General features: G+C 58.0%; 29 protein-coding genes and 1 pseudogene. 17 read left to right on the forward strand and 13 right to left on the reverse strand.

The genetic code is table 11. The annotated features are described in order from the left end of the window. Positions 1 to 149 precede the first annotated feature (149 nt). On the reverse strand, positions 150 to 1,226 hold the full coding sequence (locus tag D1646_RS11470) for a hypothetical protein (RefSeq protein ID WP_243154138.1): 1,077 nt from the start codon (positions 1,224 to 1,226) through the stop codon (positions 150 to 152). A gap of 199 nt (positions 1,227 to 1,425) precedes the next feature. On the opposite strand from D1646_RS11470, the gene bioF reads away from it, so the two are divergent. Genes bioF through bioA form a run of 5 tightly spaced genes read left to right on the forward strand, consistent with a single transcriptional unit; the run spans position 1,426 to position 6,806 of the window. Next, positions 1,426 to 3,393: an 8-amino-7-oxononanoate synthase gene (gene bioF / locus D1646_RS11475; protein ID WP_243154139.1), complete on the forward strand. Its 1,968-nt coding sequence runs from the start codon at positions 1,426 to 1,428 to the stop codon at positions 3,391 to 3,393. A gap of 13 nt (positions 3,394 to 3,406) precedes the next feature. Next, positions 3,407 to 3,910 carry a hypothetical protein gene (locus tag D1646_RS11480; RefSeq protein ID WP_160636588.1) on the forward strand — a complete coding sequence of 168 codons (504 nt, stop codon included), beginning with the start codon at positions 3,407 to 3,409 and terminating at the stop codon, positions 3,908 to 3,910. 17 nt (positions 3,911 to 3,927) lie between these two features. Next, entirely contained in the window at positions 3,928 to 4,914 is a 987-nt protein-coding gene (gene bioB / locus D1646_RS11485) for a biotin synthase BioB (protein WP_160636589.1), read from the forward strand. 1 nt (position 4,915) lies between these two features. After that, complete coding sequence (gene bioD, locus D1646_RS11490) at positions 4,916 to 5,599, forward strand: dethiobiotin synthase (protein WP_160636590.1); 684 nt, start codon at positions 4,916 to 4,918, stop codon at positions 5,597 to 5,599. 13 nt (positions 5,600 to 5,612) lie between these two features. After that, the gene (gene bioA, locus D1646_RS11495) at positions 5,613 to 6,806 is read left to right on the forward strand and encodes an adenosylmethionine--8-amino-7-oxononanoate transaminase (RefSeq protein ID WP_160636591.1); all 1,194 of its coding nucleotides are present in this window, start codon (positions 5,613 to 5,615) and stop codon (positions 6,804 to 6,806) included. A gap of 52 nt (positions 6,807 to 6,858) precedes the next feature. Here bioA and D1646_RS11500 read toward each other — a convergent pair whose 3' ends face one another. Next, a complete protein-coding gene (locus tag D1646_RS11500) occupies positions 6,859 to 7,218 on the reverse strand; it encodes a hypothetical protein (protein WP_160636592.1) in 360 nt (119 codons plus the stop codon). A gap of 66 nt (positions 7,219 to 7,284) precedes the next feature. Beyond that, the gene (locus D1646_RS11505; protein WP_160636593.1) at positions 7,285 to 7,887 is read right to left on the reverse strand and encodes a hypothetical protein; all 603 of its coding nucleotides are present in this window, start codon (positions 7,885 to 7,887) and stop codon (positions 7,285 to 7,287) included. 143 nt (positions 7,888 to 8,030) lie between these two features. Between D1646_RS11505 and D1646_RS22710 the strand changes: the two genes are divergently transcribed. From D1646_RS22710 to D1646_RS11525, 3 genes are all read left to right on the forward strand, one after another. Beyond that, the gene (locus D1646_RS22710; protein ID WP_201754647.1) at positions 8,031 to 8,939 is read left to right on the forward strand and encodes a macro domain-containing protein; all 909 of its coding nucleotides are present in this window, start codon (positions 8,031 to 8,033) and stop codon (positions 8,937 to 8,939) included. Next, positions 8,911 to 9,384 carry a hypothetical protein gene (locus D1646_RS11515; RefSeq protein WP_160636594.1) on the forward strand — a complete coding sequence of 158 codons (474 nt, stop codon included), beginning with the start codon at positions 8,911 to 8,913 and terminating at the stop codon, positions 9,382 to 9,384. The genes D1646_RS22710 and D1646_RS11515 overlap by 29 nt, the downstream gene beginning before the upstream one ends. Positions 9,385 to 9,555: 171 nt before the next feature. After that, positions 9,556 to 9,774, forward strand: coding sequence for an iron-containing alcohol dehydrogenase (locus tag D1646_RS11525; protein WP_347565198.1), 219 nt, complete (start codon positions 9,556 to 9,558; stop codon positions 9,772 to 9,774). Positions 9,775 to 9,948: 174 nt separating this feature from the next. On the opposite strand, the gene guaA is transcribed toward D1646_RS11525, so the two are convergent. Then, positions 9,949 to 11,238 carry a glutamine-hydrolyzing GMP synthase gene (gene guaA, locus D1646_RS11530; RefSeq protein ID WP_160636596.1) on the reverse strand — a complete coding sequence of 430 codons (1,290 nt, stop codon included), beginning with the start codon at positions 11,236 to 11,238 and terminating at the stop codon, positions 9,949 to 9,951. A 47-nt stretch (positions 11,239 to 11,285) separates the two neighbouring features. After that, positions 11,286 to 12,260, reverse strand: a complete 975-nt coding sequence (locus D1646_RS11535; protein ID WP_160636597.1) for an RluA family pseudouridine synthase — start codon at positions 12,258 to 12,260, stop codon at positions 11,286 to 11,288. A gap of 226 nt (positions 12,261 to 12,486) precedes the next feature. On the opposite strand from D1646_RS11535, the gene D1646_RS11540 reads away from it, so the two are divergent. From D1646_RS11540 to D1646_RS11550, 3 genes are all read left to right on the forward strand, one after another. Next, positions 12,487 to 12,990 carry a DUF177 domain-containing protein gene (locus tag D1646_RS11540; RefSeq protein WP_160636598.1) on the forward strand — a complete coding sequence of 168 codons (504 nt, stop codon included), beginning with the start codon at positions 12,487 to 12,489 and terminating at the stop codon, positions 12,988 to 12,990. A 45-nt stretch (positions 12,991 to 13,035) separates the two neighbouring features. Beyond that, the gene (gene rpmF, locus D1646_RS11545) at positions 13,036 to 13,224 is read left to right on the forward strand and encodes a 50S ribosomal protein L32 (protein WP_160636599.1); all 189 of its coding nucleotides are present in this window, start codon (positions 13,036 to 13,038) and stop codon (positions 13,222 to 13,224) included. 72 nt (positions 13,225 to 13,296) lie between these two features. Beyond that, a complete protein-coding gene (locus D1646_RS11550) occupies positions 13,297 to 14,001 on the forward strand; it encodes a DUF1266 domain-containing protein (RefSeq protein WP_160636600.1) in 705 nt (234 codons plus the stop codon). A gap of 1 nt (position 14,002) precedes the next feature. Here D1646_RS11550 and recO read toward each other — a convergent pair whose 3' ends face one another. The 8 genes from recO to ybeY all read right to left on the reverse strand — a co-directional run bounded on the left by recO (position 14,003) and on the right by ybeY (position 18,238). Continuing rightward, positions 14,003 to 14,761: a DNA repair protein RecO gene (gene recO, locus D1646_RS11555; RefSeq protein ID WP_160636601.1), complete on the reverse strand. Its 759-nt coding sequence runs from the start codon at positions 14,759 to 14,761 to the stop codon at positions 14,003 to 14,005. A 77-nt stretch (positions 14,762 to 14,838) separates the two neighbouring features. Continuing rightward, positions 14,839 to 14,985: a hypothetical protein gene (locus tag D1646_RS11560; RefSeq protein ID WP_160636602.1), complete on the reverse strand. Its 147-nt coding sequence runs from the start codon at positions 14,983 to 14,985 to the stop codon at positions 14,839 to 14,841. 68 nt (positions 14,986 to 15,053) lie between these two features. Further along, positions 15,054 to 15,260: a hypothetical protein gene (locus tag D1646_RS11565; RefSeq protein WP_160636603.1), complete on the reverse strand. Its 207-nt coding sequence runs from the start codon at positions 15,258 to 15,260 to the stop codon at positions 15,054 to 15,056. Position 15,261: 1 nt separating this feature from the next. Next, entirely contained in the window at positions 15,262 to 16,155 is an 894-nt protein-coding gene (era, locus tag D1646_RS11570) for a GTPase Era (RefSeq protein ID WP_160636604.1), read from the reverse strand. Between the two features lie 48 nt (positions 16,156 to 16,203). After that, complete coding sequence (locus tag D1646_RS11575) at positions 16,204 to 16,725, reverse strand: hypothetical protein (RefSeq protein ID WP_160636605.1); 522 nt, start codon at positions 16,723 to 16,725, stop codon at positions 16,204 to 16,206. Positions 16,726 to 16,792: 67 nt separating this feature from the next. Then, positions 16,793 to 16,975, reverse strand: coding sequence for a hypothetical protein (locus tag D1646_RS11580; RefSeq protein WP_160636606.1), 183 nt, complete (start codon positions 16,973 to 16,975; stop codon positions 16,793 to 16,795). Then, complete coding sequence (locus D1646_RS11585; protein ID WP_160636607.1) at positions 16,972 to 17,748, reverse strand: hypothetical protein; 777 nt, start codon at positions 17,746 to 17,748, stop codon at positions 16,972 to 16,974. The genes D1646_RS11580 and D1646_RS11585 overlap by 4 nt, the downstream gene beginning before the upstream one ends. Continuing rightward, on the reverse strand, positions 17,738 to 18,238 hold the full coding sequence (gene ybeY / locus D1646_RS11590; RefSeq protein WP_160636608.1) for an rRNA maturation RNase YbeY: 501 nt from the start codon (positions 18,236 to 18,238) through the stop codon (positions 17,738 to 17,740). Before ybeY ends, D1646_RS11585 begins: the two co-directional genes overlap by 11 nt. A gap of 118 nt (positions 18,239 to 18,356) precedes the next feature. Here ybeY and spoVAD point away from each other — a divergent pair, with 118 nt between their 5' ends. The 6 genes and pseudogenes from spoVAD to D1646_RS11620 all read left to right on the forward strand — a co-directional run bounded on the left by spoVAD (position 18,357) and on the right by D1646_RS11620 (position 24,714). Further along, the gene (gene spoVAD, locus D1646_RS11595) at positions 18,357 to 19,370 is read left to right on the forward strand and encodes a stage V sporulation protein AD (protein ID WP_160636609.1); all 1,014 of its coding nucleotides are present in this window, start codon (positions 18,357 to 18,359) and stop codon (positions 19,368 to 19,370) included. 9 nt (positions 19,371 to 19,379) lie between these two features. Then, positions 19,380 to 19,736, forward strand: a complete 357-nt coding sequence (gene spoVAE, locus D1646_RS11600; RefSeq protein ID WP_160636610.1) for a stage V sporulation protein AE — start codon at positions 19,380 to 19,382, stop codon at positions 19,734 to 19,736. 202 nt (positions 19,737 to 19,938) lie between these two features. After that, positions 19,939 to 20,451 carry a ferritin gene (locus D1646_RS11605; RefSeq protein ID WP_160636611.1) on the forward strand — a complete coding sequence of 171 codons (513 nt, stop codon included), beginning with the start codon at positions 19,939 to 19,941 and terminating at the stop codon, positions 20,449 to 20,451. A 164-nt stretch (positions 20,452 to 20,615) separates the two neighbouring features. Next, entirely contained in the window at positions 20,616 to 22,733 is a 2,118-nt protein-coding gene (locus D1646_RS11610; protein ID WP_160636612.1) for an LTA synthase family protein, read from the forward strand. 125 nt (positions 22,734 to 22,858) lie between these two features. Next, positions 22,859 to 23,581: a Bax inhibitor-1/YccA family protein gene (locus tag D1646_RS11615; protein ID WP_160636613.1), complete on the forward strand. Its 723-nt coding sequence runs from the start codon at positions 22,859 to 22,861 to the stop codon at positions 23,579 to 23,581. Between the two features lie 247 nt (positions 23,582 to 23,828). Then, positions 23,829 to 24,714 (forward strand): annotated as a pseudogene (locus tag D1646_RS11620) (DUF6017 domain-containing protein). Positions 24,715 to 24,812: the final 98 nt, after the last annotated feature.

The following is a 24,812-nucleotide window of genomic DNA, read 5'->3' on the forward strand; positions in this document are numbered from 1 at the left end:
TCTCAAGGAAAAGACCTGAAACAGCCTCAGGCCGGAACTTACCGCCATTTATATTTCCAACACAACCGCCTGATGAAAGCCAAACAAAAGTGCTTGCTGTCCGCAATTGCCGGACAACAAGCACTTTTTCCTTTTTTAGGAAAATTTAATTAAAGTGCGACAATTTCCTCCCAGATATCCTGGGCCATCCCATCCACCAGACCGAAGTCCACATGGGGATTATAGATAGCCTCCAAATCGTCGTGCATCTCCTTGGCCAGAGCCAGTGAGGAAACCGCCTCTTCCACCAGGGCGGCGGATACCTTTTTGGCGAACCGCAGCCGGGGACGATTACGCCGCAGAAGCTCGCTGTCCGCCGCAGCGTCCAGTCGAAGCCGGCGGTAGGCCTTCTCTGGCTGGGTCCCGAAGGCGGAGAGAAAGGCCAGGTCCAACTGGGGAATGAGCAGATGGGCCAGCCGGTCAGGCGCCATGGGGTCGGGGCAGGCCACCACATCATAGCCGTTGGCGGTGGCGCCAGCCAGCAGATGGATGAGCAGCTCGTGAGCCAGACCGGCGCTGTCTGACAGGGCGTAAATCCGACTGCACTGGGCAAGAGCTGTGCCGTATAGACTGACAAATCCCTTGTGGGTGACCGCATCCAGGAAGCGCAGCTTCACCCGGCCCGGGATTTCCGACTTGCGCCGTGGGATCTCTCGGACCAGAATGCCCTGGGCCCGCTTAGCCAGCTTCTGGGACAGGGCCTCGGTGAGCAGAGCGGAGCGCTGGTCCTCCATAATTTCCGCCGCCGCCCCCAAGCAGCGGTAGGCCCTCTGATAACAGCCCTTGTAGCCGGACATACAGTCCATAATCTCCTGGCGCAGGGGCCAAAGGGCATCCTGATCGTAGCAGTCTCCCATGTTGACATAGCGCTCCACCGCCCCGGGATATTTGGGCTCCACCACGTGGGGCGCGGTTCCGTCCACGATGGCCACACTCAGGGTTGGGAGGACGACGGCGTCCAGAGAGTCCGGATCGCCGGAGCAGAGGATGTATTCCGGTTCCAGTCCGGCCTCCTGAGCCCAGGCGCCGATTTTTCGCATCAGGGTGGACTTTCCGCACCCGGGGCCGCCCTTTAAAATGTAGATGGCTCTGGCCTCCTCGGGGGAAAGCAGGTGGTCGTACAGGGAGTAAAAGCCGGTGGGGGAGTTGGCCCCCAGAAAGTAGTGAATATGTGGTAAAGCAGTCATAAACGACCCTCCATGTTAACAAATTTACGCCTTAGTCTATGCTGGGCGAAAGACTGCGGTGCCAGAGGGGGCCGACAAAAATATATATTGCCCAGGGCTGACAGTCAAATGGCACACAGGGCGCAGTGGGGCAGGGTACGTTTCTTCGCATTGTAAACCATAAAAAAGAATAGTTGACATTTGTCGTCTGAGGATTATAATGGACCTTGTAAGCCGCTCCAGCGGGGTGGAGCTGCGCAAGAAAGGACGGGTTGCCATGCCGCTGTATAGCGTAAAAATGCGCGCAAGCGCAGACGATCAACACATCTCAGGGGCGGAGAAGATCGTCCCTCCCCACCAGATCGCCCCCTGTGCGGCCCGGTTGATTCAGCGGGCCATGAGCCATGCCAAGGGGGAACCGGACCAGCTCCACATAAAAATCGAGAAGCTGGAGGAGGCGGGTATTCTTTTTCTGGACGCCCTCCCTGTGCGTACCCTAGAGGTGGACAACTGCCGCTCCGGCTTGGAACAGGTCCGGGAGTTTCTCCGCAGGCTGCAAATCTCCCGGGTGGAGGAGATCATTGCGCTGCTCCCCAAGACCTATGCCATGCGTGGGGCTATGCTGCTGGATGTGGACACCCTGGAGCGTCTGGAGCCGGACTGGGAGCGGGGCGTTCGCGCCACCTGCATGGATGCTCAGCGGGCGGGTCTGCCAGCTGGAGCAGAGAAGAATCATTTTGCGGAGGCCATTGTGCTGGCCACCAAGGTCGCCCACGCGCCGAACATCATAGGGGAGCTGTGTATCTCCGACGACCCAGAGTATGTCACAGGGTATGCGGCCTCTCTGACAACGGGATACCTCCGCATCACCAAGCTGAAGCCACTGGGCAGCGAACAGGGCGGAAGAATTTTTTTGTACCGGGGCGATCAGAGCCAGGTGGACCGGACCATATCCTTTTTGCAGGAGCAGCCGGTCATTGTGAGAAATGTCCCCGTACTCGCGCCGCCGCAGCCCCTTTGCGGCAAGCTTGCTTTTCTGGACGAGGCGCTGGAGCGTATCCAGAACAATCACCTGTACCGAAGGATGACGCCTCTTCAGTCGGCCCAATCGGCCACTGTGTGCTGCCAGGGAAGGGAGCTGCTGATGCTGGCTTCCAACCACTATCTGGATATGGCCTGCGTGGATGAGGTCAAGTCTTATGCCGCGCAGGTCCTGGGGCAGTACGGCGCGGGTTCGGGCGGATCCCGCCTGACCACGGGGAATACCGAGCTCCACGAGCTGCTGGAGCAGAGGATTGCCGAATTTAAAGGCACCGAGGCTGCGCTGGTCTTCAACAGCGGCTATGTTGCCAATCTGGCCGCTATATCCTCCCTGATGGGCCGGGGCGACGTGATTTTCAGCGACGAGCTGAACCACGCCAGCATCATTGACGGCTGCCGGCTGAGCCGGGCGGAGGTAGTGGTTTACAGGCACAACGATATGGACGACCTGGAGCGGAAGCTGTGGGAAAATCCCTGCGGCAGGGGCATGGTGGTCAGCGACGGTGTGTTCAGCATGGACGGCGATATTTTAAACCTGCCCCGGTTTGTGGAGCTGGCCAACCGGTATGGTCTGCTGTCCATGGTGGACGAGGCCCATTCCACTGGGGTCATCGGCGCAGCGGGGCGGGGGATTGTGGAGTATTACGGCGGCAGCTGTAAACCTGACATACTGATGGGGACGCTGAGCAAATCCGTGGGCAGCGAGGGCGGCTTTGTCTGTGGCAGCAGAACGCTCATCGACTATCTGGTCAATCGGGCGAGGGGTTTTATCTTTTCTACCGCCCTGTCGCCTGTCACCATAGCGGCTTCCATTAAGGCCCTGGAGTACATAGAGGAGCACCCGGAGCGAGTCAGGGCACTACAGGAAAACGTTAAATTTTTCTGCGGCTGTCTCAAGCAGCAGGGGGTAAATGCCTGCTCGGAGACCGCCATTGTCCCCATTCTCATCGGGGATGAGCAGACGGCGATGGAGGTCTCCCAAGCTCTGTTTGACGCGGGTTTTTTCCTCTCCGCCATCCGGTATCCCACAGTGGAAAAGGGGGGCGCCAGACTGCGGGCGGCGCTGATGGCAACCCACACCCGGGAGCAGCTTCAGGCCGCGGCAGACGCCATTGCCGGCGTACTGCGGGAAAAAATGTTGTTGTAAAGGACGGTGCGGCATGAAACAGAAGGACAGCTTGCGGGTTAAAAATTTGGCTATCGACGGTATGATGGCCGCAGTTTTGTTCGTGGTGGGCCTTTTTAAGCTCCCATCCTTTCTTCCGGGGACAGAATTTCAGCTCTCCGCGCCCTATGCGGTGGCCATTGCCAAGACCCGGGGATTTGTCAGGTACCTCCTGATCGGCATTGCGGCCAGCGCTGTGGGCCTCTGCCTGGGGATGCAGAACATCTACAACGTGATTACCGCTATGGTGTACCGGGTGGTGGCGGGGGCTGTTGTCGCCCTTTTTCCCAACAGCAAGGCGGCTGTGGCGGTGAGCGGGCCCTGCGGCTCTGTTGCCAGCCGGGTGGTGCTGGGACTGCTTTTGCAGACTGACGTGAGAGCGCTGCTTCTGTTTGCGGCGCCCGGTATGGTCTTTACCGCAGTAACAGCGCCAATGATGACAAAGCTGATGGAAAAACTGCTGGAGCAGTTTTCGACCAGCCGCACAGCGGCAAACTGATATAGGGAGGACTACATATGGACCCACTGACCTTGGCCCGAGAAATCATCGATGGCAGGAGAATCATAAGAGAGGACGACCTGTCTGGTTTCCTCACCTGGGATCTCCGGCAGTTGTGCCAGGGGGCCGACCGCATTCGCGCCCACTTCATCGGGAATCGGGTGGACCTGTGTTCCATAATAAATGGACGCAGCGGCCGCTGTCCGGAGGACTGCAAATACTGCGCCCAGTCGGCGCACAACCCCACCTGCTGTGAGGTGTACGACTTCCTGCCTGAGGAGAAGATTCTGGACCTGTGCCGGTTGAATGAGCAAGAAGGCGTGTCCCGGTTTTCTATCGTTACGTCGGGCCGCGCCCTGACAGGCTCGGAATTTGACCAGGCTATTCACGCATATGAGACGATGAGCCGGGAGTGCCAAATCGGCCTATGCGCCTCCATGGGTTTTTTGGATACAGAGCAGCTGCGCCGGCTGCGCCGGGCCGGTGTGACCCGCTATCACCACAACATCGAGACTTCCCGGCGGAACTTTCCCAATATCTGCACCACCCACACCTACGACCAGAAGATTGAGATGATAAAGCGGGCCCAAGAGGAGGGGCTTTACGTCTGTTCCGGGGGTATCATCGGCATGGGGGAGACCTGGGAGGATCGTCTGGACATGGCGGTCAGCTTGGCTGAGCTGGGTATCCGCTCCATTCCCATCAATGTGCTGATGCCCATCAAGGGGACACCGATGGAGCAGCTGCCCAGGCTGAAGGAGGAGGAAATTCTGCGGACCGTGGCCTGCTTCCGCTATATCAACCCCCAGGCCGATATTCGGCTGGCGGCGGGCCGGGCTCTGCTGACTCGCGACGGCGAGTTTGCCTTTCAGTCGGGAGCGTCTGCCACCATCACCGGCAATATGCTGACCACCGCCGCCTGCGCCACCATCCGCAGTGACAGGGAGATGCTTGAGGGGCTGGGGCGAGAAGTGCCCCGGACGTACAGGGAAGGAGATGTGTAACATGGGACGTGCGCTGTTTATCACCGGAACAGGGACGGATGTGGGAAAGACCTATGTTACTGGCCTGATGGTGAAAAAGCTGGCCCAGGCCGGGAGAAATCCGGGCTACTATAAGGCGGCTATGAGCGGAAATGCCCGCCAGGAGGACGGAAGCCTCATCCCTGGGGACGCCCTGTATGTGCGGCAGGTATCCGGCATTGCCCAACCGCTGGAGGAGATGTGCCCCTATGTCTATGAAAACGCCTGGTCGCCCCACCTGGCCGCCCGGGCAGAGGGCAATCCGGTCTCTCTGGATGTGGTGAAGCGGGGCTATGGGGCGGTGTGTGCCCGGTATGACTATGTGACCGTGGAGGGCAGCGGCGGGATCCTCTGCCCCATCCGGTTTGACGAAACCCAGCTATGGCTGGAGGATGTTGTAAAAGAGCTGGGCCTGTCGTCGGTTATTGTGGCCAGCGCGGGGCTGGGGACTATCAACAGCGTGGTGTTGACGGCGGAGTACATGAGGGCGCAGGGACTGCCGGTCAAAGGTATGATATTCAACCACTTTCACCCAGGTGACAGAATGGAGGAGGACAACCTTGCCATGTGCCAGCTCAGGACCGGCCTGCCTATTTTGGCAAGGGTGAAGGACGGAGACGCCGAACTGGAGATGGACGCAGACGTGCTGTGTGCGTTATACGAATAAAGGAGAGAAGGATATGATCTGGTATCCCTATCAGCAGATGAAAACCCTGCGGCCGCCCTACAAAATCGTAGATGCAGACGGCGTATACCTGTACACCCAGGACCAGAAGCTGATTGACTCGGTCTCCTCCTGGTGGTGTACCATCCACGGCTACAAGAACCCGGAGCTGACCGCTGCCATTCAGGAGCAGGCGGGCCGCTTCTGCCACGTTATGCTGGGCGGCCTGACCCACGAACCGGTGCAGAGACTGGCGAAAAAGCTGGAGGAATTTCTGCCCGGCGATTTGGATTACTGCTTCTTTTCCGACTCGGGCAGTGTGGCGGTGGAGGTCGCCCTGAAAATGGCGCTGCAATACAACACCAATTTGGGCCGCAGACGTCCCACCGTGCTGGCGCTGGAGCACGCCTACCACGGCGATACCTTCCGGGCTATGGAGGTGGGGGATGACGAGGACTATCACTTTGCCTTTGAACAGAAGCGGGATGTGGTTCACATTCCCACAGAGCTGTCCGCCCTGGAGGATGTCTTTGAGCGCTGCCATGACCAGCTGAACTGCTTGATTGTGGAGCCGCTGCTCCAGGGCGCGGGCGGCATGAGGATGTATGACATCTCCTTTTTGAAGCGGGCGCGGCAGCTGTGTGACCAGTACGACGTACTGCTGATCTTTGACGAGGTGGCCACCGGCTTTGGCCGTACAGGAAACCGCTTTGTGGCCGACCTGGTTCTGCCCGACATTTTGGTGCTGGGCAAGGCGTTGACCGGGGGCTGCATCGGCCATGCGGTCACAGTGGCCAACCGCAAGGTCTACCAGGCCTTCTACAGTGACGATGACCGTATGGCTCTGATGCACGGCCCTACCTTCATGGGCAACGCCCTGGCCTGTGCTGTCGCGCTGAAGGGGATTGAGATTTTTGAGCGGGAGAATTATATGGAGAAGATCCGCCATATTGAGGAGATTTCCCGCCGGGAGATGGGGGGATTCTCCGACCCGTGTATTCAAGAGGTCCGCATTATGGGTGGATGCACCTGTGTGGAGGTGATTGACAGCAGTGTTCTGGACGGATTTCAACAATTTGCCTATGAACGGGGCGTATTCAGCCGCCCCTTCCTGAAATATATGTACTCCATGGTCCCCTACATCATTCAGGAGGAGGAGCTGGTGAAGATTTTTGACACGATGAAGGCGTGGTTTCACCGGCCTTGCTGAAATAGTGTGTTTACGATTTGCTGTTTCTGGCGCATAAATTCTTTTCATTCCTTTAGGTGGTAGGACAGGTCTTTGATGTTAATAACGGTACAGGATGGCAGTGGGCAGTCGCTCCCAAAGCAAAAGCGGCGGCACAATCCAAGCCCAATTTGCTGATTGACATTTTTGAGTGGTGGGCAAGATTTTCAACCTCAAAGAGCTGGCAAAGACGCTTATGTATTTGCAGGAAAACAGCAGACAGATCTTTAGATAGCTCCAGAGAACGGGACAGCAGACGGTAGCCCTCGCCGTCGTCCTGGTACTCCGGAATGAGACACCCGACGGCCCGAAGTTTGTCCAAGGCGGCATATACCGCCCAGTGGTCGCATCGCAGACCATATTCTGTCCGCAACAGGCGTAGTAACTCCTCCATAGCCAGGGCATGGTCTCCGTCGGTGTATTCAGAAAGAATCTGAATAGACGCGGAAGGGCGGAAGGTTCACAGCAAAATCCTTTCATCCAGCCGCACAGAGATATTGTCCGCATAAGTCAAGGAAAGCCGGTGGGCCACATCATCCAATCCTCCGCCCCGGTTGCTTCCGGTTCGGCCAATCCAGCTGGGGTCAAGGCTGAGCCGCAGGACCATATTGTCTTGCAGCTGCCGTTCTACCTGTTCCACCGTACGGCGGGCCTCTTCTGAGGACTGTTTTATCGGGGTCCCATCCCTTAGCAGAGTGACTTTGCCGAACAGGATGGTCATATGGCTGAATAGGCACTCCACGGCTTGGTCCCACTCCCCGCACACCGCGTCTCTCCCAGGTGCGTAAAAGTCATAAGTGGAATAAAAATCGTCATCCACGAAACAGCGTAGATCGGTCAGTCGGTGGGGATTCTTGACCATCCAATAGTTCTTTTCTCGGTAATTGACCAGGTGATTCCGGTTCCTGTCCGCCATATCGTCAGAAATGCCGATATAAAAGGGCCGCTCCGCATCTTGATAGACGTGAAAATATACGCCCAGGCCGCTGGCCTCCAAGGGGATATTGTTTCCTGCCAGTAACTCCTGCGCGGAAATACTGTGAAAGATGTGAAGATTGACCATGAAAATACCTCCGTTTTCCTGATAGCCTATTCTACCAGTCCCCAGCACAAATAGCAATCACTCCCCTGTACCTATTTTGGTACAGGGGAGTGTGCTATACTTGGAACAGATCAGCGGAAAACCCGAAATGTGGAGGCGTTTCTATGCGGCGTATTACCATTGATTGCCTGACCTTGCTGGTGGGTGGAACCCGGCTGGAGCGGGAACAGCAAATGGACAACTTCCAAAGCGCCAGCGATTTTATGATGGCGATCATACAGGACATCCGGAAAGATGACAACGGCGCGTTCCTGGCGCGTATGCGTACGGTTCCGTATTTCACGCTGTCGGAAGTCCAGAGCATCGGCGGAAAACCGGAAACGGAACGGCTATTGTCCGATCTGTTGATGGACCGCAAGCGGCAGGGACTTCTTACAGTATTGGGAATGGAGTATATTCCCCTGTTTCTCAAACAGCTGTATCCCATCCCAGGCGGCCCGATTCCGTCAAAGATTTGCCTGCTGGAACGTGATTTGCGAAAATGCAAATTGCTGGAGTTGTATTTTGATTCCACGCCGGGGGTGGAAATTGTTTGCGATGATTTCCAGCATTTTATGAAGACGTGTCAGGTGCAGTGTGTGGTATCTCCAGCCAATGCTTTCGGACTGATGGACGGCGGGTATGACCTGGCGATTACCGAGTGGTTTGGGGACCAGCTGCAAGAGCGAGTACAGCAGCATATCATCCATCATTTTTACGGTGAACAGCCGGTGGGGACCAGCTTTTTGATTGACGCAGGAAAAGACGGCCAGTCGCTGATCCATACGCCCACCATGCGCACACCTCAGCGGGTTTTAGACCCGCGGGTCATCTATCAATGTATGCGAGCGACTCTAATGTGTGCAGCGGAGCACAATATCGAAAGTATCGTTATTCCCATGTTTGGCGGTTCAACGGGCGGGGTGCGCCCCCAACTGGTTGCGGACATGATGTGGAGAGCTTACCGGCAGCTAAAAAATCCACCGGAGAGGATTGATTGGAATTATGTGGAAACAGTTGAAATCGCTTTTTAGAGAGCGTCCGAGAAAACGCCGGATCAACATGAGCAAGGAAAAAGATTATGAATATCTGCTTCATGCGCTCAGGATACTGGAACAATCCGGTCCCATCTATGTGGACGAATCAGACATACTGCAATTGAAATGCGGCGAGGCCGTGTTCCTCTATGAAAGCCCTCTTGCCGCATCTGCGGAAGAAGCGATAGCAATGGTAAAAAGAGCGGTGAAGAAGATGAGGCCAGCGCCAAACCGTGTGCTACTGCTTACCGTTCTTTTGATTATTGCAGGCGATGATTTGTATCATTTAGACCTAATTGAACAACTTGTAAATCCATTGACTGAAGAAGCATTTTCAGAGGACACAGGTGTTATTTTCGGTGTAGAATTTTCCAGTGACAAGGGAATCCGTTTTGTGATAGCCACCGCCGAAGGAAAAAAGGGTTCAAAACCCTTTTGCTAGGTGTGACGGTCACATTCAGTTTTTGTCCCCTCCACAGCAGAGTGTAGCTCAACTTCTTCCATGCAGCGGGCGGGTTGAGGCTAATCCTCAACTTGCCGCCCATCCCCATGGGAGCGGTGGTCACCGCCTCTGGCACCGGGGCCGAGATGAACGGCGGCGCGGTGATAACCCATGGGGAAAAGAAAATTAAAACCGGCATTTTTGCCGCCGCCCCCCCGCTTTGCTGTGCTGGACCCGGACGATACCATGTCTGTTCCCTTTGCGAAGGTCATGTCCAAAGCCTTTGATACCCTGAGCCACGCTATGGAAACCTACTTTGACCAAGCGGACCGGGACAATGTGTCCAACGGTATTACAGTAAAAAGCCCTTACCAACGTTTCCATCGGTAAGGGCTTTTTAATATGGATTTTGTAATCCACAAGCCGCAAAGGAGCACTTTTCACCTGCAATCCACCGGAGATACAGAGTGATACGGCCTATGGGAAGCGTTATCAAATTGTTATCAAGGGAGGGGTACAAAACCGTCTATCCGTTGTGCCGCAACGGGTTCAAGAGCTGAAAATTCACTCCCACTCGATGGTCCCGGTGGGCTTAGGGGTCAGATCGAAGAGAACCCGGTTGACTCCCTTGACCTCGCTGGTAATGCGGGCGGTAATGTGCTGGAGCAGGTCGAAGGGCACGTTCTCCACGGTGGCGGTCATGGCGTCCACGGTGTTGACAGCGCGGATAATCACGCACCACTCGTCGGTACGCCGGTTGTCCCGGACGCCCACCGATTTCAGGTCGGGGATAGCGGTAAAGTACTGCCAGACTTTGCCCTCCAGGCCATTTTTGGCGAACTCCTCTCTCAAAATGGCGTCCGACTCCCGGACGGCCTCCAGGCGGTCCCGGGTTATGGCCCCCAGGCAGCGCACCCCCAGGCCGGGGCCGGGGAAGGGCTGGCGGTACACCATGCTGTCGGGCAGACCCAGAGCTTTGCCGCAGGCGCGGACCTCATCCTTAAAGAGCATCTTCAGCGGCTCCACCAGCTCAAAGTCCAAATCCTCGGGCAGGCCGCCCACATTATGGTGGCTCTTGACGGCCTTGACGGTCTTGGTACCACTCTCGATGATGTCGGGGTAGATGGTGCCCTGGCCCAGGAATTTGATGCCGTCCAGCTTGCGGGCCTCCTCCTCAAACACCCGGATAAATTCAGCGCCGATGATCTTTCGCTTCTGTTCCGGGTCGGCCACACCGGCCAGCTTGTCCAGGAAGCGATCCACGGCGTCCACATAGACCAGGTTGGCATCCATCTCATCCCGGAAGACCTTCACCACCTGCTCAGGCTCGCCCTTGCGCAGCAGGCCGTGGTTCACGTGGACGCAGGTGAGCTGTTTGCCGATGGCCTTAATGAGCAGGGCGGCCACCACAGAGGAGTCCACGCCGCCGGAGAGGGCGAGCAGCACTTTTTTGTCCCCCACCTGGCGGCGGATAAGCTCCACCTGGTCGGCGATGAAGTTGTCCATATTCCAGTTGGCCTCGGCGCCGCAGATGGAGAAGACGAAGTTCTCCAGGGCGGTTTTCCGCTGGGCGTCGCCGGCGGGCCAGGGGGCGTCTCCCCGGTGGTCCACCAGGAGGGCGGGGATATCACAGTCGTAAATCTCCTGCGCCACATCAATCTCAACCCCGTCCACCACATGGTTGGGGCCGCCGTTGAGGATGATGCCCTTTACGTTGGGCAGGGCCTTCAGCTGGGCCAGTGTAATGTCGTGGGGGTGGATTTCGGAGTAGACCCCCAGCGCGCGGATCTCCCGGGCAATTTTAGGGTTTTCCTCACTGCCCAGGTCCAGTACTACAATCATGTCCTGTTTCATTCGCAGATAGCCTCCTTTGTAACATTGTGTCTCTATCCTACCATAGTTCAGTCCTTTTGCTCAATAGCCGGAAAAAATTCTTCCACAAAATCCACGTGCTCCACCTGGAATGTTTTTCCGCTGAGGTGCTCCAGCGGTCCGGCGGGGGTTGTAAAGCGGAAGGTGAGCTTGTAGGAGTACAGCGCCTGACCGTGGCGGCCATACTTGCGGTTCTCCCGTTCACTTCCGTATTTACCGTCTCCCAGGAGGGGATTGCCGGCGGCGGCGAACTGGGCACGGATCTGGTGGGTCCGTCCGGTAATCAGATCACACTCTACCAGAGACAGGCCGTTTCTTACCGCCAGGGTCCTGTAGAGGGTTACGGCAGACTTGGCTCCCAGCTCAGGCCGCTTCCGGACGTAGACCTGCTTTTTCTTCTCGTCCTTAAAGAGGTAGCCCTCCAACTTGCCCGCAGGGGGGACCATTTTCCCCTGGACCACGCACAGGTAGAGCTTGGTCAGTTCCCGGTCCTTAATTTTCTGGTTCATGATCCGCAGACCCTCGGCGGTTTTGGCGGCAATGACGATGCCCCCGGTGTTCCGGTCGATGCGGTTGCACAGGGCGGGGGCAAAGGAGTTCTCACGGTAGGGGGACCACTCCTTTTTCCGATAGAGGTAGGCCTGGATGTGGGTCAGCAGGGTATTCACCCGCTCGTTTTCGTCGGGGTGGACCACCAGGCCGGGCCGCTTGTCCAGGAGCATAATGTGCTCGTCCTCGTAGAGTATGTTCAGCTTGGGCTGGTAGAGGGAGAGAAAAGCATTTTCCGGAGTTGGCCTGTCAAAAAACTCATCATTGATGTACAGATGGAGCACATCCCCCGCCACCAGACGTACATCCCGCTTGCTGCCCTTTCCATTCACCTTGACCCGCTTCAGACGGATATACTTCTGGGCCAGCGGGGCGGGGAGGAGGGGCATAGTCTTGGCCAGCCAGCGGTCCAGGCGCTGTCCGGCGTCATTTTTTCCAATGGTAAATTCTTTCATAGCGGCCCTTTCTGTTCCCCGGCGCGGAGGGGATTGGGAAGATAAGTCTCCGCCGAAAGACGGCGCCGGGGATCACCAAGAATATTTCACCATATTCCCGTCCCCGTGTCAATAAATTTCGTGGAGAAATTTCCGAAAAGTATTTGACATTTTGGGAAAAATTCTTTATAATATCCTGCGTACCATTCTGCGAGTATGGGGGAGCGTACCCCCGGGGAGGAGCGCTATGCGTCTGGAGCTGCGAGATATCATCCACGTACCGGACGCAAAGAAGGCGTTCCAGTTTCAGTTGGACCTGTCCCAGGAGGAGTTCTATGGGAACAGGCCCATTGTCCGTCCTGTTCAGGTGGAGGGCTGCGTGACTAACCATGCCGGCGCTCTGGTGCTGGAGGGGACGGCCTGTTCTGTGCTGGATCTGGTCTGCGACCGCTGTGGGAAGGAATTTTCCCGGGAAAAGGTGGTAGTTCTGGACAACCTGGTGGCCCAGGAGCTGGAGGACGAGGAAAACGATGACATCCTCCTGCTGGACGGCACTGAGCTGGACCTGGACGGTGCAGTTACGACTGCCTTCATCCTTGCAATGGATACCAAAAACCTTTGCTCAGACGACTGCAAAGGGCTGTGTGCCAAGTGTGGAGCCGACTTGAACCCCGGCCCCTGCGGGTGCAGACCTGATGTCGATCCAAGACTGGCGGCCCTTGCGCAGCTGTTGGATAAGGAAGCTGAGTGAGTACTCAATGTGCCCTGACCGGCACAGCCGAAGGAGGTGTCACCCATGGCGGTCCCCAAGGGAAAAGTATCCAAGGCCCGGCGCGATAAGCGGCGCAGCTCCCATTGGAAGCTGAAAACTCCCGGTATCGTGACTTGCCCCAAGTGCGGGGCTTACCGGCTGCCTCACCGTATGTGCAAGAATTGCCTGACCTATAACGGCCGTTCCTTCGGCCAGGTCGAGGCCCAGCAGTAAGCACCTTTGATAAGCCCTCCGGTGACGCCGGGGGGCTTCTTCTTTTTACTCTATACCAAAGGAGAGATTGTTATGATGTACCTGTATGCCCTGCTCCTGGGGATTGCCCTGGCCGCCGCTGTCCGGACCGGCCTTCCCGGGCTGGTGCTCCTGCTGGCGGTCCTGGCCTTCGTCCTCCGGCAGACGCTGCACAGGCGCGACCAGGATTTGAAGCCCAGGAACAGCGTGGAGAGGTGGATTTTCGGCACTTACGCCAACTGGGCGCTGTATAACTATGAATATGACCCCGGCCACAGCCTTCTGGAGCCCAATTATGAAACAGCCCCCATCCTTCTGGGCGGACGCCGGGGGCCCTATCACAGCGGGGAGCAGCGGCAGTACTTTCTGGATATGCTGGACAGTCCCTGGGGGATCTACAGCAAGGAGGACCTGCTGGAGACGGTGGAGTACATGAGCGTGGGTCCCGGATTTCGGAAGTGCCGCACCAAGGCGGATCAGGCTTGGGAGCTGTGCCGCTGCACCCAGCTGCTTGCCATTGCCTTTCGTCTGGGCTGGATCAGCAGAAGGGAGATGGTCCAGCGCTCCTGCCAGGTGGGCAGATTGATTCAAACTACCTTCTCCGGCTGGCAGGAGATGAGCGAGAGCTTTCTGGAGCGCTGCCTGCAATGGATGGAGGACCCCTCCGTGGGTGCGGACCGCCGCCGGGCCGTCCACAAGGCGCTGTGGACCCGCCCTGACAGCCCTTACTGCCTGCCCTGGGATCTGCCGCTGAAATGATCTATGGTCCCGGGTTCAGACTCTTGTAGTAGTCCAGGGTGGAAAAGCCCCGCTCCAGCTGGGTGTGGAGGTAGGCCTCGGCGGTGTCCGACAGCTGTTGGAGCTCTTCCCCCTCCAGGCGGAAGGAGAAGAGCCTTTTGGGGTCTCCGTGGAGGATGTAGTCCAGGGCGGACAGGGCCTGGAGGGAGAGGGGCATAGAGATGCCCTCGCCTACCTCGGTCTTGCACCGGGCGCAGTGGAGAACTCCCTCCCGCAGGTGAAAGCGGGGGGCCTCCGGGGGGGTGACCCCGCATACTGCGCAGCCGTCAATCAGCGGCTCATAGCCCGCCAGCGCCAGCGCCTTCCACTCAAAGGCCGCCTTGACTAGGGGCAGGGGTTTGTCTGTCATTTTGTCCAGGGCGTGGAGGCTGTTCAGCGTCAGAGACAGCAGCTCCGGACTGGGCAGACCCTCCACCGCCAGCAGCTCTGCCGCCTCGGCAAAGTAACAGCCCAGGGCCAGCCGTTCCAGGTCGGTCCTCAGCCCCTGAAACAGCCGCTGAGTTGCCGCCTCCTTCACCGACCAGCGGCCCTGATAGTCGTAGAGCACCATCTCCGACCAGGCAAGCAGTTGACAGCCGGCGGCGATGGCGCTCCCTTTTTTCCGGCATCCCCGGGCGGATGCGGTGAGTACTCCCTGCTCCTGGGTTAATAGGGTCAGGATTTTGTCCGACTCCTTGTAGTCCACCGCCCGCAGGACCAGTGCGTTTGTGGTGATGTGCATGGCCACACTCCTAAATGTACAGGGGCGCAGGAGGACACCCCGCCCAAGGCTCAGGCGGGGCCGGCGTCCCCCTTGTTCTACAGCTTCTCTATTCTGGGCCGGAACGCCGTTCTGGCCAGCTCCTTCCAGCGGGCGTTCTCCTCCAGACGCTGGCCCGCGACAGCCAGATAGACCTCCGGCAGGCCGGTGGCAAAAAACAATCTCCAAAGTCCCCGCTCTTCCACAGCGCAGCCCTCCCTTTCTTTCTGGGATTAGGCTGGCTGTTTTCACCGGGAACTATGAGCGGGAATTTTTAGTCTGCCCGATGGTCCAGCTCCCTGTCAATGAGAGCGCCCGCCAGCTCAAAGGCCTTCACTCTGCGTTCTGCCAACGTGATCTGGGCTCGATACCGCTCCGGCCTCTCCTTGGCCCGCAGGGTGCGGATTGCCGCCCGCAGCTTGTGCAGGGTGGAGTCGATCTGTCGTTTTGCCTCGGTGAGCTCCTCCTTTGAAAAATCCATACTACTCCTTTCGGTAGCCAAAGTTCTGAATGGCCGCCGGGTTGTCTCGCCAGTTCTCCTTCACCTTGACCCAGGTTTTGAGGAACACCTTGGTCCCCATGAATTTTTCCATGTCCTGCCGGGCAAGGGTGGATGCCTTTTTCAGCATAGCGCCCCCTTTGCCGATGATAATACCCTTGTGACTGTTCTTCTCGCAGTAGATGGTGGCCTCCACCTCGACCAGCTCGTCGTCCCGCTCCGCAAAACGGGTGATCTCCACTGCGGTGCCGTGGGGGATCTCCTTGTCCAGCAGCAGGAGCAGCTTTTCCCGCATGATTTCTGCCATCATCTGCCGCTCGGGCTGGTCAGAGGTCATCTCCTCGGGGAAGAGCTGGGGGCCCTCGGGGAGGTAGCCCTCCAGTACGTCCAGCAGTTCCTTAACCCCCTGACCGGTTTTGGCGGAGATGGGGACCACCTCGTCGAAGCTGTGGGCGGCGCTGTAGACCTGGATGACCTCCAGCAGCTTTTCCTTGTGCTCCAGGGTATCCGCCTTGTTGATAGCCAGCACCGCCGGACAGCCCAGGGTCTTGATGCGGGCAATCAGCTGCTGTTCCGGCTCCCCCACGTTGGGGATGGGCTCCACCAACAGGAGCACCGCGTCCACATCGGCCACCGACTCCTTCACCACATGGACCATGTAGTCCCCCAGGCGGGTTCGGGCCCGGTGGAGGCCGGGGGTGTCCACAAAGACAAATTGGCACTCCCCACGGTTTTTGATGCCGCAGATGCGGTTTCGGGTGGTCTGGGGCTTGTTGGTGACAATGGCCACCTTCTCCCCCACAAAGGCGTTGGTCAGGGTGGACTTGCCCACATTGGGGCGGCCGCAGATGGTAATAATGCCTGATTTTTGAATCATTAGGTGATCCTCACTTTCTTTCCGGGGGTGAGCAGTTGCCCGGACTGTTCAGCTTGCGTCAATCAAGGTATAATGCCCCCAGTTTTGGGGGGAGAAGCGTGTTTTTTTCCGATTTGCAGCAAACCAATCGGATAAGACCCGCTCAGAGAGGAAATTTTTCATTTCCGTATTCTCGGGGTTTGACGTCTGGTAGGTCAGCGTTCTGTCGTCCACGCGGTAGACATACTCGTACCACTCCTGCGCTCCATCGACCGTAATCAGATAATCAATATACAGAATGCGGTTGGACATATTAAAGTCGAGGATGATTTTGTGCCCCTCCTCTAGAAAACGGCTGTCGTAGTGCTCATATACACTGTTCCCCATCCAAATGGAACCGCGGTCGGCGTCTCGGGCGGGGGTTTGCAGCTGGGGAATGTCCTCAAACAGATACCGTGGGTTTTTGAGCATGGACCATACGAAGTCGGAATGAACACGGCTGTAATACATCTGGTCAAACACGTTTTGAACACGAAAAAAGGTGCAGTAAGCCCACGCCGCCGCCGCGGCAAGGACTGCTGTCAGGACCAAAAGGCGTACCCGGCGGCCCCTCTTGTCCGCCGTGCCCCTTCTGCTGTTTTGCTCCAAGGTCCAGTGATTACGGCTTCAAAAAATGCTTCTCCACAAAGCGGATGGCAAACAGCATCCCACAGGCGATGGCGCAGGTGGTGAGGTAGGGGGTCAGGTCAAACTCAAAGTTCCACTCCCTCCCGGTGGCCTCCTCCTCGTAGTCGTCAAATTCGTCCTCAACCTCCACAGGGATCAGCTTGATTTTTTTCATGGTGATTTCTCCTTTCTTGTTTCATGTTCAGTGGGCGCTCCATGGTAGTCCAAGTCTTCCCACTTTAACTGTTCCGTCAAATACGCGCTGGAACCCGTGGGAAATTCAGCGCGGTATACCTCTGTCAATTGCCCGTCTACCCGGTCCTCCACAGTGAGCACAAAGGGCGTATTTGGATCGCTCCGCTCCTTGAGAAACGTCTCAATCTGCCGTACACAGACCAGCTCGCCGCCAATCCACCGGTAGATTGGAGTCCAGCCGTCGCCGGCGCCGCTGGAACGGCTCCAGCCGGAGATGGTCTCCGTCTCCGCATCCAAATGGGGGGAGGGGATCTGGAAATAGGCTGGCACCTCGGTAAACAGGCCCTGTTCTTCGTCCCAGACCATACAGTGGTAGACCCCCACCTGGACGCCCTGGGTATACAGATAGGTGAAATCCGAGTAGCCGTCAAAATTTACGTCCACAATCTCATGGACTCCGAAGCTCACGGTTGTCCAGTCCTGGGTTTGGATGGGCTGGCTCATGTCCGCCGGATTCCAGACGGACAGGCGCATGGAAACTTCCCGCCCCTCCCGCTCCGTTCCCAGCTCCGGAGTCACCAGCAGAGTACCCAGCTGCCCGCCGGTGTCCACCAGGAAGGCGTCGTGGGTGTCGTCGATGGGCTGTTCCGCCAGCAGCTCCTGGGCGGTCTTGGCCGGCAGGGCGGAGGGGGCCGCCTGGCAGCCGGCCAGCAGGAGGGTACACAACAGCAGGCACGTAGCCCTAGACCTCATCCGGCGCTCCCCGCGTTATGCCCAGCTTGCCCAGGATGGCCTCCTCACGCGCCCGCATCTGGGCCTTCATGGGGCCCTCGTCCAGGTGGTCGTAGCCCAGCAGGTGGAGCACCGAGTGGACGGCCAGATAGCACACCTCCCGCTCCGGGCTGTGGCCGAACTCCTCCGCCTGGGCCCGGGCCCGCTCCAGGGAGATCATCATGTCACCCAGATACACCTTGTGGGTGTCGGGCTCCGCCCAGGCCGCCCGGGGCTTCTCCCCGGGGGACAGCTCAAACATGGGGAAGGACAGCACATCGGTGGGCCGGTCAACCCCCCGTGTCTCCAGGTTGGTCTGGTGAATGCCCTCATCGTTGGTGACGCATACCCCCACCATACAGGGGACGCCCACGTCCTCCGCCTCCAGGGCGGCCAGAACGGAGCGGGTGATCTGTGCCTCTACCACCAGAGGCGTCTCTACCTGGGCCTCCAGGCAGACTTCATGGTCCATAGGCAGGTCTCCTTTTGTTGGGATAGCCCCATTATACGAAAAATAATCCTCTACGTCAAACATATTTTCCCCGTCCGGCGGAAAACTAGCCATAATCTCCAAGACGGGAAGTGAACACATGACAACCAAAAAAATCGGGACCCAGACGGCGGCGCTGGCCAATCCCCCCTCCTTTGCCGGCTGGGCCAACGTGGCGGGCAAAAAGGAGGGGGAGGGTCCCCTGGCAGATACCTTTGACTATATTGATGGGGACGACACCTTTGGCGAATCTACCTGGGAGAAGTCGGAGAGCGCCATGCAGAAGCAGGCCCTGGGGCTGGCGCTGAACAAGGCGGGGCAGGCGGCCTCGTCGCTGGACTGGCTCTTTGCCGGGGACCTGCTGAACCAGTGTATCAGCTCCTCCTTTGCCGCCCGGGGACAGGACATCCCCTTTTTCGGTCTGTATGGGGCCTGCTCCACCATGGGAGAGGGGCTGGCTCTGGCCTCTATGACGCTGGATGGAGGCTTTGGGGAGTGGGCGGCGGTGACGGCCTCCTCCCACTTCTGCTCGGCGGAGCGGCAGTACCGCACCCCCCTGGAGTACGGCGGCCAGCGTACCCCCACCGCCCAGTGGACCGCCACGGCGGCTGGGGCGGCGGTGCTGGCGCGGGAGGGTCCAGGTCCCTATATCACCCACGTCACGGTAGGCAAAATTGTGGACAAGGGGGTCACCGACACCAACAACATGGGGGCGGCTATGGCCCCGGCGGCCCATGCCACCATTACCGCCCACTTTGCCGACACGGGCCGCTCCCCCAACAGCTACGATCTGATCGTCACCGGCGACCTGGGGCTGCTGGGCAGTGAGCTGCTCCTTGAGCTGCTGCGCAAGGACGGCGTCAACCTGCACAACCACGCCGACTGCGGGGTGATGCTCTTTGATATCCAGAACCAGGACGTCCACTGCGGCGGTTCCGGCTGCGGGTGCTGCGCTTCGGTGCTTACTGGGCACATTCTCAACAACATGAAGGCGGGCAAATGGAAAAATATCCTCTTCTGTCCCACCGGGGCCCTCCACTCTCCCACCTCCGCGTTCCAGGGGGAGAGCATCCCCGGGATCTGCCACGCCATTGCCATTTCCACATCAAAATAGGGTGATTTTATGGATTATTTAAAAGCCTTTCTCTGCGGCGGCGCTTTGTGCGTTATTGGACAGATTCTCATTGACAAGACCCCTCTCACCCCGGCCAAGATTCTGGTCGCCTACGTCACCGCCGGGGTGATCCTCAGCGGCGTTGGAGTTTACCAGTACCTGGTGGACTGGGGGGGCGCGGGGGCCACCGTCCCCCTCACTGGCTTCGGCCACCTGTTGGCCAAGGGAGTGAAAAAGGCGGTGGGCCAGGACGGGCTCATCGGGGCCCTCACCGGCGGCTCTACCGCGGCGGCGGGGGGCATTACAGCCGCCATTTTCTTCGGGTTCCTGGTGGCCCTGATCTGTAAGCCCAAGCCCAAAACCTGAATCTGCCCGCAGAATGGACCGCGGGTCACAGCCGGGCAGCCCCCGGCGGATAGAATTGAGACGGACAGGAGCGGCGCCGGAAGAGCGGTACCGCTCCTGTTTTCCGCAGACAGGATATTTCTGCTCTTGCGGAGGCGGGAGATTCGTGCTAAGATAGACTGTGCCCGGTGACGGGAAATTACATAGATAGAGGTGCATTCCAATGCTGGATAAAAAGGTCAGTGAACTGCTGAACGACCAGGTGAATAAGGAGCTCTACTCCGCATATCTTTACCTGGACTTCTCCATTTTCTATGAGGATGTCGGGCTGGACGGCTTTGCCAACTGGTATAAGATCCAGGCCCAGGAGGAGCGGGACCACGCCCTGCTGATGATGCAGTACCTTCAGAACAACGGGGAGAAGGTGGAGCTGAAGGCCATCGCTAAGCCCGACAAGGAGCTGAAGGACAGACTTCAGGTGCTGGAGCTGGGCCTGGAGCACGAGCGGTATGTCACCGGCCTGATCCACGCCATCTATGACGCGGCGTACAATGTGCGGGACTTCCGATCCATGCAGTTTCTGGACTGGTTTGTCAAGGAGCAGGGCGAGGAGGAGAAGAACGCCGAGGACATGGTGAAGAAGATGAAGCTCTTCGGGGACGATGCCAAGAGCCTGTACATGCTCAACAGCGAAATGGCCGGCCGGACCTATTCCGCCCCCTCTCTGAGCCTGTAAGCTGCACAAAAGATATTCAAAAAAGGGCAGATGCTGTCGAAAGGCGTCTGCCTTTTTGCCGCTGGAAGAATTTAAGAAAACTTAAAAAAATATCCCTTGACTGCCGGGGAGCAAGTGAGTAAAGTAAGGTAGGAAAAGGTACTTTGATTTGGAGGTCGATTCCAATGGGTTATAAAGGAAAGCGGGGATATTCCCGGCGCAGGGGAGATGAGGCGCTGTTCCAGACCATGGGCCGGGTGGTGCTCTTCCCGGCGCTGCTGTTCTATCTGGAGCTGGTGCTTCATATCCATATGAAAAACTCCCTGGCCTATGTCCCGGTCTATCTGCTGTTCTCCCTGGCAGGGGGCCTGTTTCTGTCTGCGCTGGCACTGCCCTGGAGACGGGGTGTCAACAGCATTGCGGCCAAGGTGCTGGCGGTGCTGGTCAGCGTCATCTTCGGGGCCGAGCTGGTGGCCAAAACCATCCTCCAGTCCTACTACGGCATCAGTGCCCTGAAAATGGCGGCGGGCAACAAGCTCACCGACTACTCCGAGGTGATTATCTCCACGGTCCTCCACTCCATCCCTATCCTGCTGGTGATCCTGCTGCCCGCCATTTTGCTGTGTCTCCTGGGGGACCAGCTGCTGTGCTTTGACCGGCTGGACATCCGCTTTGCCGGGCTGGTGCTGGGGGGCTGCGTGGTGTTCCACATTGTGGGGCTGGGGGTCCTCCGCCTGCCCTGGAAGGGGGACCTGACCCCCGGGCGGCTCTATCATATGAACAGCAACGGAGACGACCAGGTGGAGCAGCTGGGGCTGGCCACCATGCTCCGGCTGGATGCCAAGCACATGATCTTCCCGCCGGCGAACAACCTGGACGCCGACTTCAGCGGCCTGGGCGCCCTCAACGGCGGCGAGGCCTCCTCCGGCGGCACGGGGGACGCCAGCTCCATCGGGGATGCCTCCCAGGCGGCGGACCCCCAGCCGGTGGTGGACACCTCCCCCAATGTGATGGATGTGGATCTGGCCGCCCTGGCCGAGAGTACCAGCAACAAGGATATCAAGTGGCTGGCGGAATACTTCAACAGCGTGACCCCAACCCGAAAGAACGAGTATACCGGCATGTTTGAGGGCTACAACGTGATTCAGCTGGTGCTGGAGGGCTTCTCCGGCTACGCCATCGACCCAGAGCTCACCCCGACCCTCTACAAGCTGACCCATGAGGGCTTTGTCTTCCACAACTACTACACCGCCCTCCACTTCACCAGCACCTCCAACGGCGAGTGCCAGACCCTGCTGGGGCTGTACCCCCGGAACGGCGGCACCGCCACCATGACCCGCACCGGCGAGAAGAAGACCAATGTCTACTTCTCTCTGGCGCAGCAGCTGCTGCGCCAGGGCTATCTGGTGACGGGCTACCACCCCAACGGGGATATGTACGGGCGCCTGGCCTCCCACACCAATCTGGGCTACGACTGGCACCAGTTCGGCGCGGGCTTCGAGGGCCTGGACGTCAACGACAGCGGCAAGCTGCTCTGGCCCCAGAAGGACACGGTGATGGTGGAGAAAAGCATTGACGACTATATCAACAGCGACAAGCCGTTCCACGTTTACTACCTGACCATCAGCGGACATATGCCCTACTCCGACAACCGGGCCGTGGCCCCCTACCGGGAGACAGTCCGGGCCCTGACTCAGTACAGCGAGACCACCCAGAACTATATCGCCACTTGCATGGAGGTGGACCGGGCCCTGAAGCTGCTGCTGGATAAGCTGGAGGCGGCAGGCAAGCTGGATCAGACCCTCATTGTGGCCACCGGCGACCACATTCCCTACTTCAATGTGGACACCCTGGAGGAGCTGGCGGGGAAGAAGTTCGGCAGCTCTGACGACCTGGAGCGTCTGCGGGAGGGCAGCATCGATTTCGACGTGTACAAAAACTCCCTCATTCTCTGGTCGGCCTCCATGGAGGAGCCGGTGGAGGTGGATAAGGTGTGCTGTCAGGTGGATATCCTGCCCACCGTGTCCAACCTGCTGGGGCTGGAGTACGACTCCCGAATGCTGGCAGGCAGCGATATCCTGTCGGACAGCGAAGGGCTGGTGGTGTTCACCTCCCGGTGCTGGAAGAGCGACCGGGGCTTCTACAACCGCTTCACCGGCGAGTTTAGCCCGGCGGAAGGGGTCGCCATGACCGCTGAGGAGCAGGACAGCTACGTCTCCGCCATGAAGAAGCTGGTGGGCTACAAGCTGGACTCCACATATCTCATTGTAGAGAACGATTTTTATGACGTGGTATTTGGATGACACAGGACCGCGGCGGCCGCCAATTGAAAACAGTTGATTTTTTCTCCGGGCTGCAGTATAATAAAAATAATCCAAGCTGGGCAGGATATCATTAAAAACGGTTCAGCCTGAAAGGAGTGCTTTTTATGAGTTTTGATCCCTATGAATTTGACCGCGGCTATGCCTCCAACCAAGGGGACACGCTAGGGCAGTACACAGCCAAGACCTTCCTGTGGATGCTGCTGGGCCTGCTGGTCACCTTTGGGGTGGCATTGGGCTGCTGGGTCAGCAATTTGACCCTCTACCTGATTTACAGCGGTATGTTCCAGATCGTCCATCTGGGGGCGATGATCGCCACGCTGGTGCTGGCCTTTACCATGGGCCGCCGGATCGAGCGGATGCAGGTAGGGACGGCCATCGCCATGTTTGTGGCCTTCTCCGCGCTGTTCGGACTGTCCATGTCCACCATCCTGCTGGCCTACGATGTGTCCAGTCTGGTGCTGAGCTTTGGGGCCACCGGGCTGTACTTCGGTGCGCTGGCGGCCTACGGATTTCTCACCAAGCGGGACCTGTCCAACATTCGGACCATTTTGTTCTCCGGCACCATTTTCCTGATTGTCTTTGGCCTGCTTTCCATGTTTATCCCCGGTCTGAACGCCTTCGACCACGTGATCTGCCTGGTGGGAATTGCCATTTTCCTGGGCTGGACCGCCTACGACACTCAGAAGATCCGGGCCTTCTACCACTACTACTCCGCTTCCCCCGAGATGCTGGCCAAGGCCTCCATCTTCTCCGCCCTCCAGCTTTATTTGGATTTTATCAACCTGTTCCTGTACCTGCTGCGCTTTCTGGGCAACCGGCGGCGCTGAGTCAGCCGCTTCAAAAAATGGCCGTCCTGTTTGCCGTGGTGTCATAAGAAAACATGAGAAAACCCAGTAAAATCAATGTTTTTTAAGGGCAGCGGAAAACGGGGCGGCGCAAACAAGTGAACAACAGCACAGAAAGCGGGCGATGTCGGCAAGACACCGCCCGTTTCTGCGCCCCGGCGAACGCCGCAGATTTTGAAAAAGTCTGCGGCGTTTTTTCATGTCCAGACACCGAAAGGAGCGGAGAACCATGCCAGTATTCCGCGTGGAGAGGAACAAAGGGTACACGGTGATGTCGAACCATCACCTGCGGAACAAAGACCTGACCCTGAAAGCCAAGGGCCTGCTGTCGCAAATGTTGTCACTCCCGGAAGATTGGGACTATACGTTAAAGGGCCTGGCCCTTATCAACCGGGAAAAGATCGACGCCATCCGGCAGGCTATCCGGGAATTGGAGCAGGCGGGGTACATCGTCCGTTCGCGGGAGCGTGACGAACGGGGACGGCTGCGGGGCGCGGACTATGTGATCTATGAACAGCCGCAGACGCCGCCTGCATTGGATTTACCTACGTTGGAAAATCCAACATTGGATAATCCTACGCAGGAAAAACCTACGTTGGAAAATCCAACGCAATTAAATAAAGATATACAAAGTAAAGACCCAAGAATTACTGACCCATCAATTACCCATTCCATTCCCTCCCTTTCACCCCCTCCCGCTGGGGCTGTTGCGGCTTCGCCGCCGGAAAGGAAAGGAAGCGGCCACACAGAGCGCCGTTGAGATTTATCGGGACATCATCAAAGAGAATATCGAGTATGACCACCTCCTGCACCACTCCAAGATTGACCCGGAGGAATTGGACGGCATCGTGGAATTGCTGGTGGAAACCGTCTGCACGGCCCGTAAGACTATCCGTGTCGCTGGTGACGACTACCCCGCCGAGCTGGTAAAGGCCAAGCTGTTGAAGCTGAACAGCGGCCATATTGAATTTGTCATGGACTGTATGCGGGAGAACACTACGAAAATCCGCAACATCAAGAAATATCTGCTGGCGGTGCTGTTCAACGCTCCCAGCACAATGGGAAGTTACTATACCGCCCTTGTCGCCCACGATATGGCGGAGGGAAAAATCTAATCTGACAAGGAGGCCCCGAACATGAAACAGGGCGCATTGATCTTCGACGAGCGGACAGACCGCTACGACATCCGCTTTGACCTGGCCGACTACTACGG

The sequence above is a fragment of the Pseudoflavonifractor sp. 60 genome, assembly GCF_009911645.1.
In the GTDB taxonomy this organism is placed as follows: Bacteria; Bacillota; Clostridia; order Oscillospirales; family Oscillospiraceae; genus Lawsonibacter.

Coding starts and splice junctions, on each gene's coding strand:
- D1646_RS11470 (WP_243154138.1), bottom strand. CDS start 1,226: ATGACTGCTTTACCACATATTCACTACTTTCTGGGGGCCAACTCCCCC.
- bioF (WP_243154139.1), top strand. CDS start 1,426: ATGGACCTTGTAAGCCGCTCCAGCGGGGTGGAGCTGCGCAAGAAAGGA.
- D1646_RS11480 (WP_160636588.1), top strand. CDS start 3,407: ATGAAACAGAAGGACAGCTTGCGGGTTAAAAATTTGGCTATCGACGGT.
- bioB (WP_160636589.1), top strand. CDS start 3,928: ATGGACCCACTGACCTTGGCCCGAGAAATCATCGATGGCAGGAGAATC.
- bioD (WP_160636590.1), top strand. CDS start 4,916: ATGGGACGTGCGCTGTTTATCACCGGAACAGGGACGGATGTGGGAAAG.
- bioA (WP_160636591.1), top strand. CDS start 5,613: ATGATCTGGTATCCCTATCAGCAGATGAAAACCCTGCGGCCGCCCTAC.
- D1646_RS11500 (WP_160636592.1), bottom strand. CDS start 7,218: ATGGAGGAGTTACTACGCCTGTTGCGGACAGAATATGGTCTGCGATGC.
- D1646_RS11505 (WP_160636593.1), bottom strand. CDS start 7,887: ATGGTCAATCTTCACATCTTTCACAGTATTTCCGCGCAGGAGTTACTG.
- D1646_RS22710 (WP_201754647.1), top strand. CDS start 8,031: ATGCGGCGTATTACCATTGATTGCCTGACCTTGCTGGTGGGTGGAACC.
- D1646_RS11515 (WP_160636594.1), top strand. CDS start 8,911: ATGTGGAAACAGTTGAAATCGCTTTTTAGAGAGCGTCCGAGAAAACGC.
- D1646_RS11525 (WP_347565198.1), top strand. CDS start 9,556: ATGGGGAAAAGAAAATTAAAACCGGCATTTTTGCCGCCGCCCCCCCGC.
- guaA (WP_160636596.1), bottom strand. CDS start 11,238: ATGAAACAGGACATGATTGTAGTACTGGACCTGGGCAGTGAGGAAAAC.
- D1646_RS11535 (WP_160636597.1), bottom strand. CDS start 12,260: ATGAAAGAATTTACCATTGGAAAAAATGACGCCGGACAGCGCCTGGAC.
- D1646_RS11540 (WP_160636598.1), top strand. CDS start 12,487: ATGCGTCTGGAGCTGCGAGATATCATCCACGTACCGGACGCAAAGAAG.
- rpmF (WP_160636599.1), top strand. CDS start 13,036: ATGGCGGTCCCCAAGGGAAAAGTATCCAAGGCCCGGCGCGATAAGCGG.
- D1646_RS11550 (WP_160636600.1), top strand. CDS start 13,297: ATGATGTACCTGTATGCCCTGCTCCTGGGGATTGCCCTGGCCGCCGCT.
- recO (WP_160636601.1), bottom strand. CDS start 14,761: ATGCACATCACCACAAACGCACTGGTCCTGCGGGCGGTGGACTACAAG.
- D1646_RS11565 (WP_160636603.1), bottom strand. CDS start 15,260: ATGGATTTTTCAAAGGAGGAGCTCACCGAGGCAAAACGACAGATCGAC.
- era (WP_160636604.1), bottom strand. CDS start 16,155: ATGATTCAAAAATCAGGCATTATTACCATCTGCGGCCGCCCCAATGTG.
- D1646_RS11580 (WP_160636606.1), bottom strand. CDS start 16,975: ATGAAAAAAATCAAGCTGATCCCTGTGGAGGTTGAGGACGAATTTGAC.
- D1646_RS11585 (WP_160636607.1), bottom strand. CDS start 17,748: ATGAGGTCTAGGGCTACGTGCCTGCTGTTGTGTACCCTCCTGCTGGCC.
- ybeY (WP_160636608.1), bottom strand. CDS start 18,238: ATGGACCATGAAGTCTGCCTGGAGGCCCAGGTAGAGACGCCTCTGGTG.
- spoVAD (WP_160636609.1), top strand. CDS start 18,357: ATGACAACCAAAAAAATCGGGACCCAGACGGCGGCGCTGGCCAATCCC.
- spoVAE (WP_160636610.1), top strand. CDS start 19,380: ATGGATTATTTAAAAGCCTTTCTCTGCGGCGGCGCTTTGTGCGTTATT.
- D1646_RS11605 (WP_160636611.1), top strand. CDS start 19,939: ATGCTGGATAAAAAGGTCAGTGAACTGCTGAACGACCAGGTGAATAAG.
- D1646_RS11610 (WP_160636612.1), top strand. CDS start 20,616: ATGGGTTATAAAGGAAAGCGGGGATATTCCCGGCGCAGGGGAGATGAG.
- D1646_RS11615 (WP_160636613.1), top strand. CDS start 22,859: ATGAGTTTTGATCCCTATGAATTTGACCGCGGCTATGCCTCCAACCAA.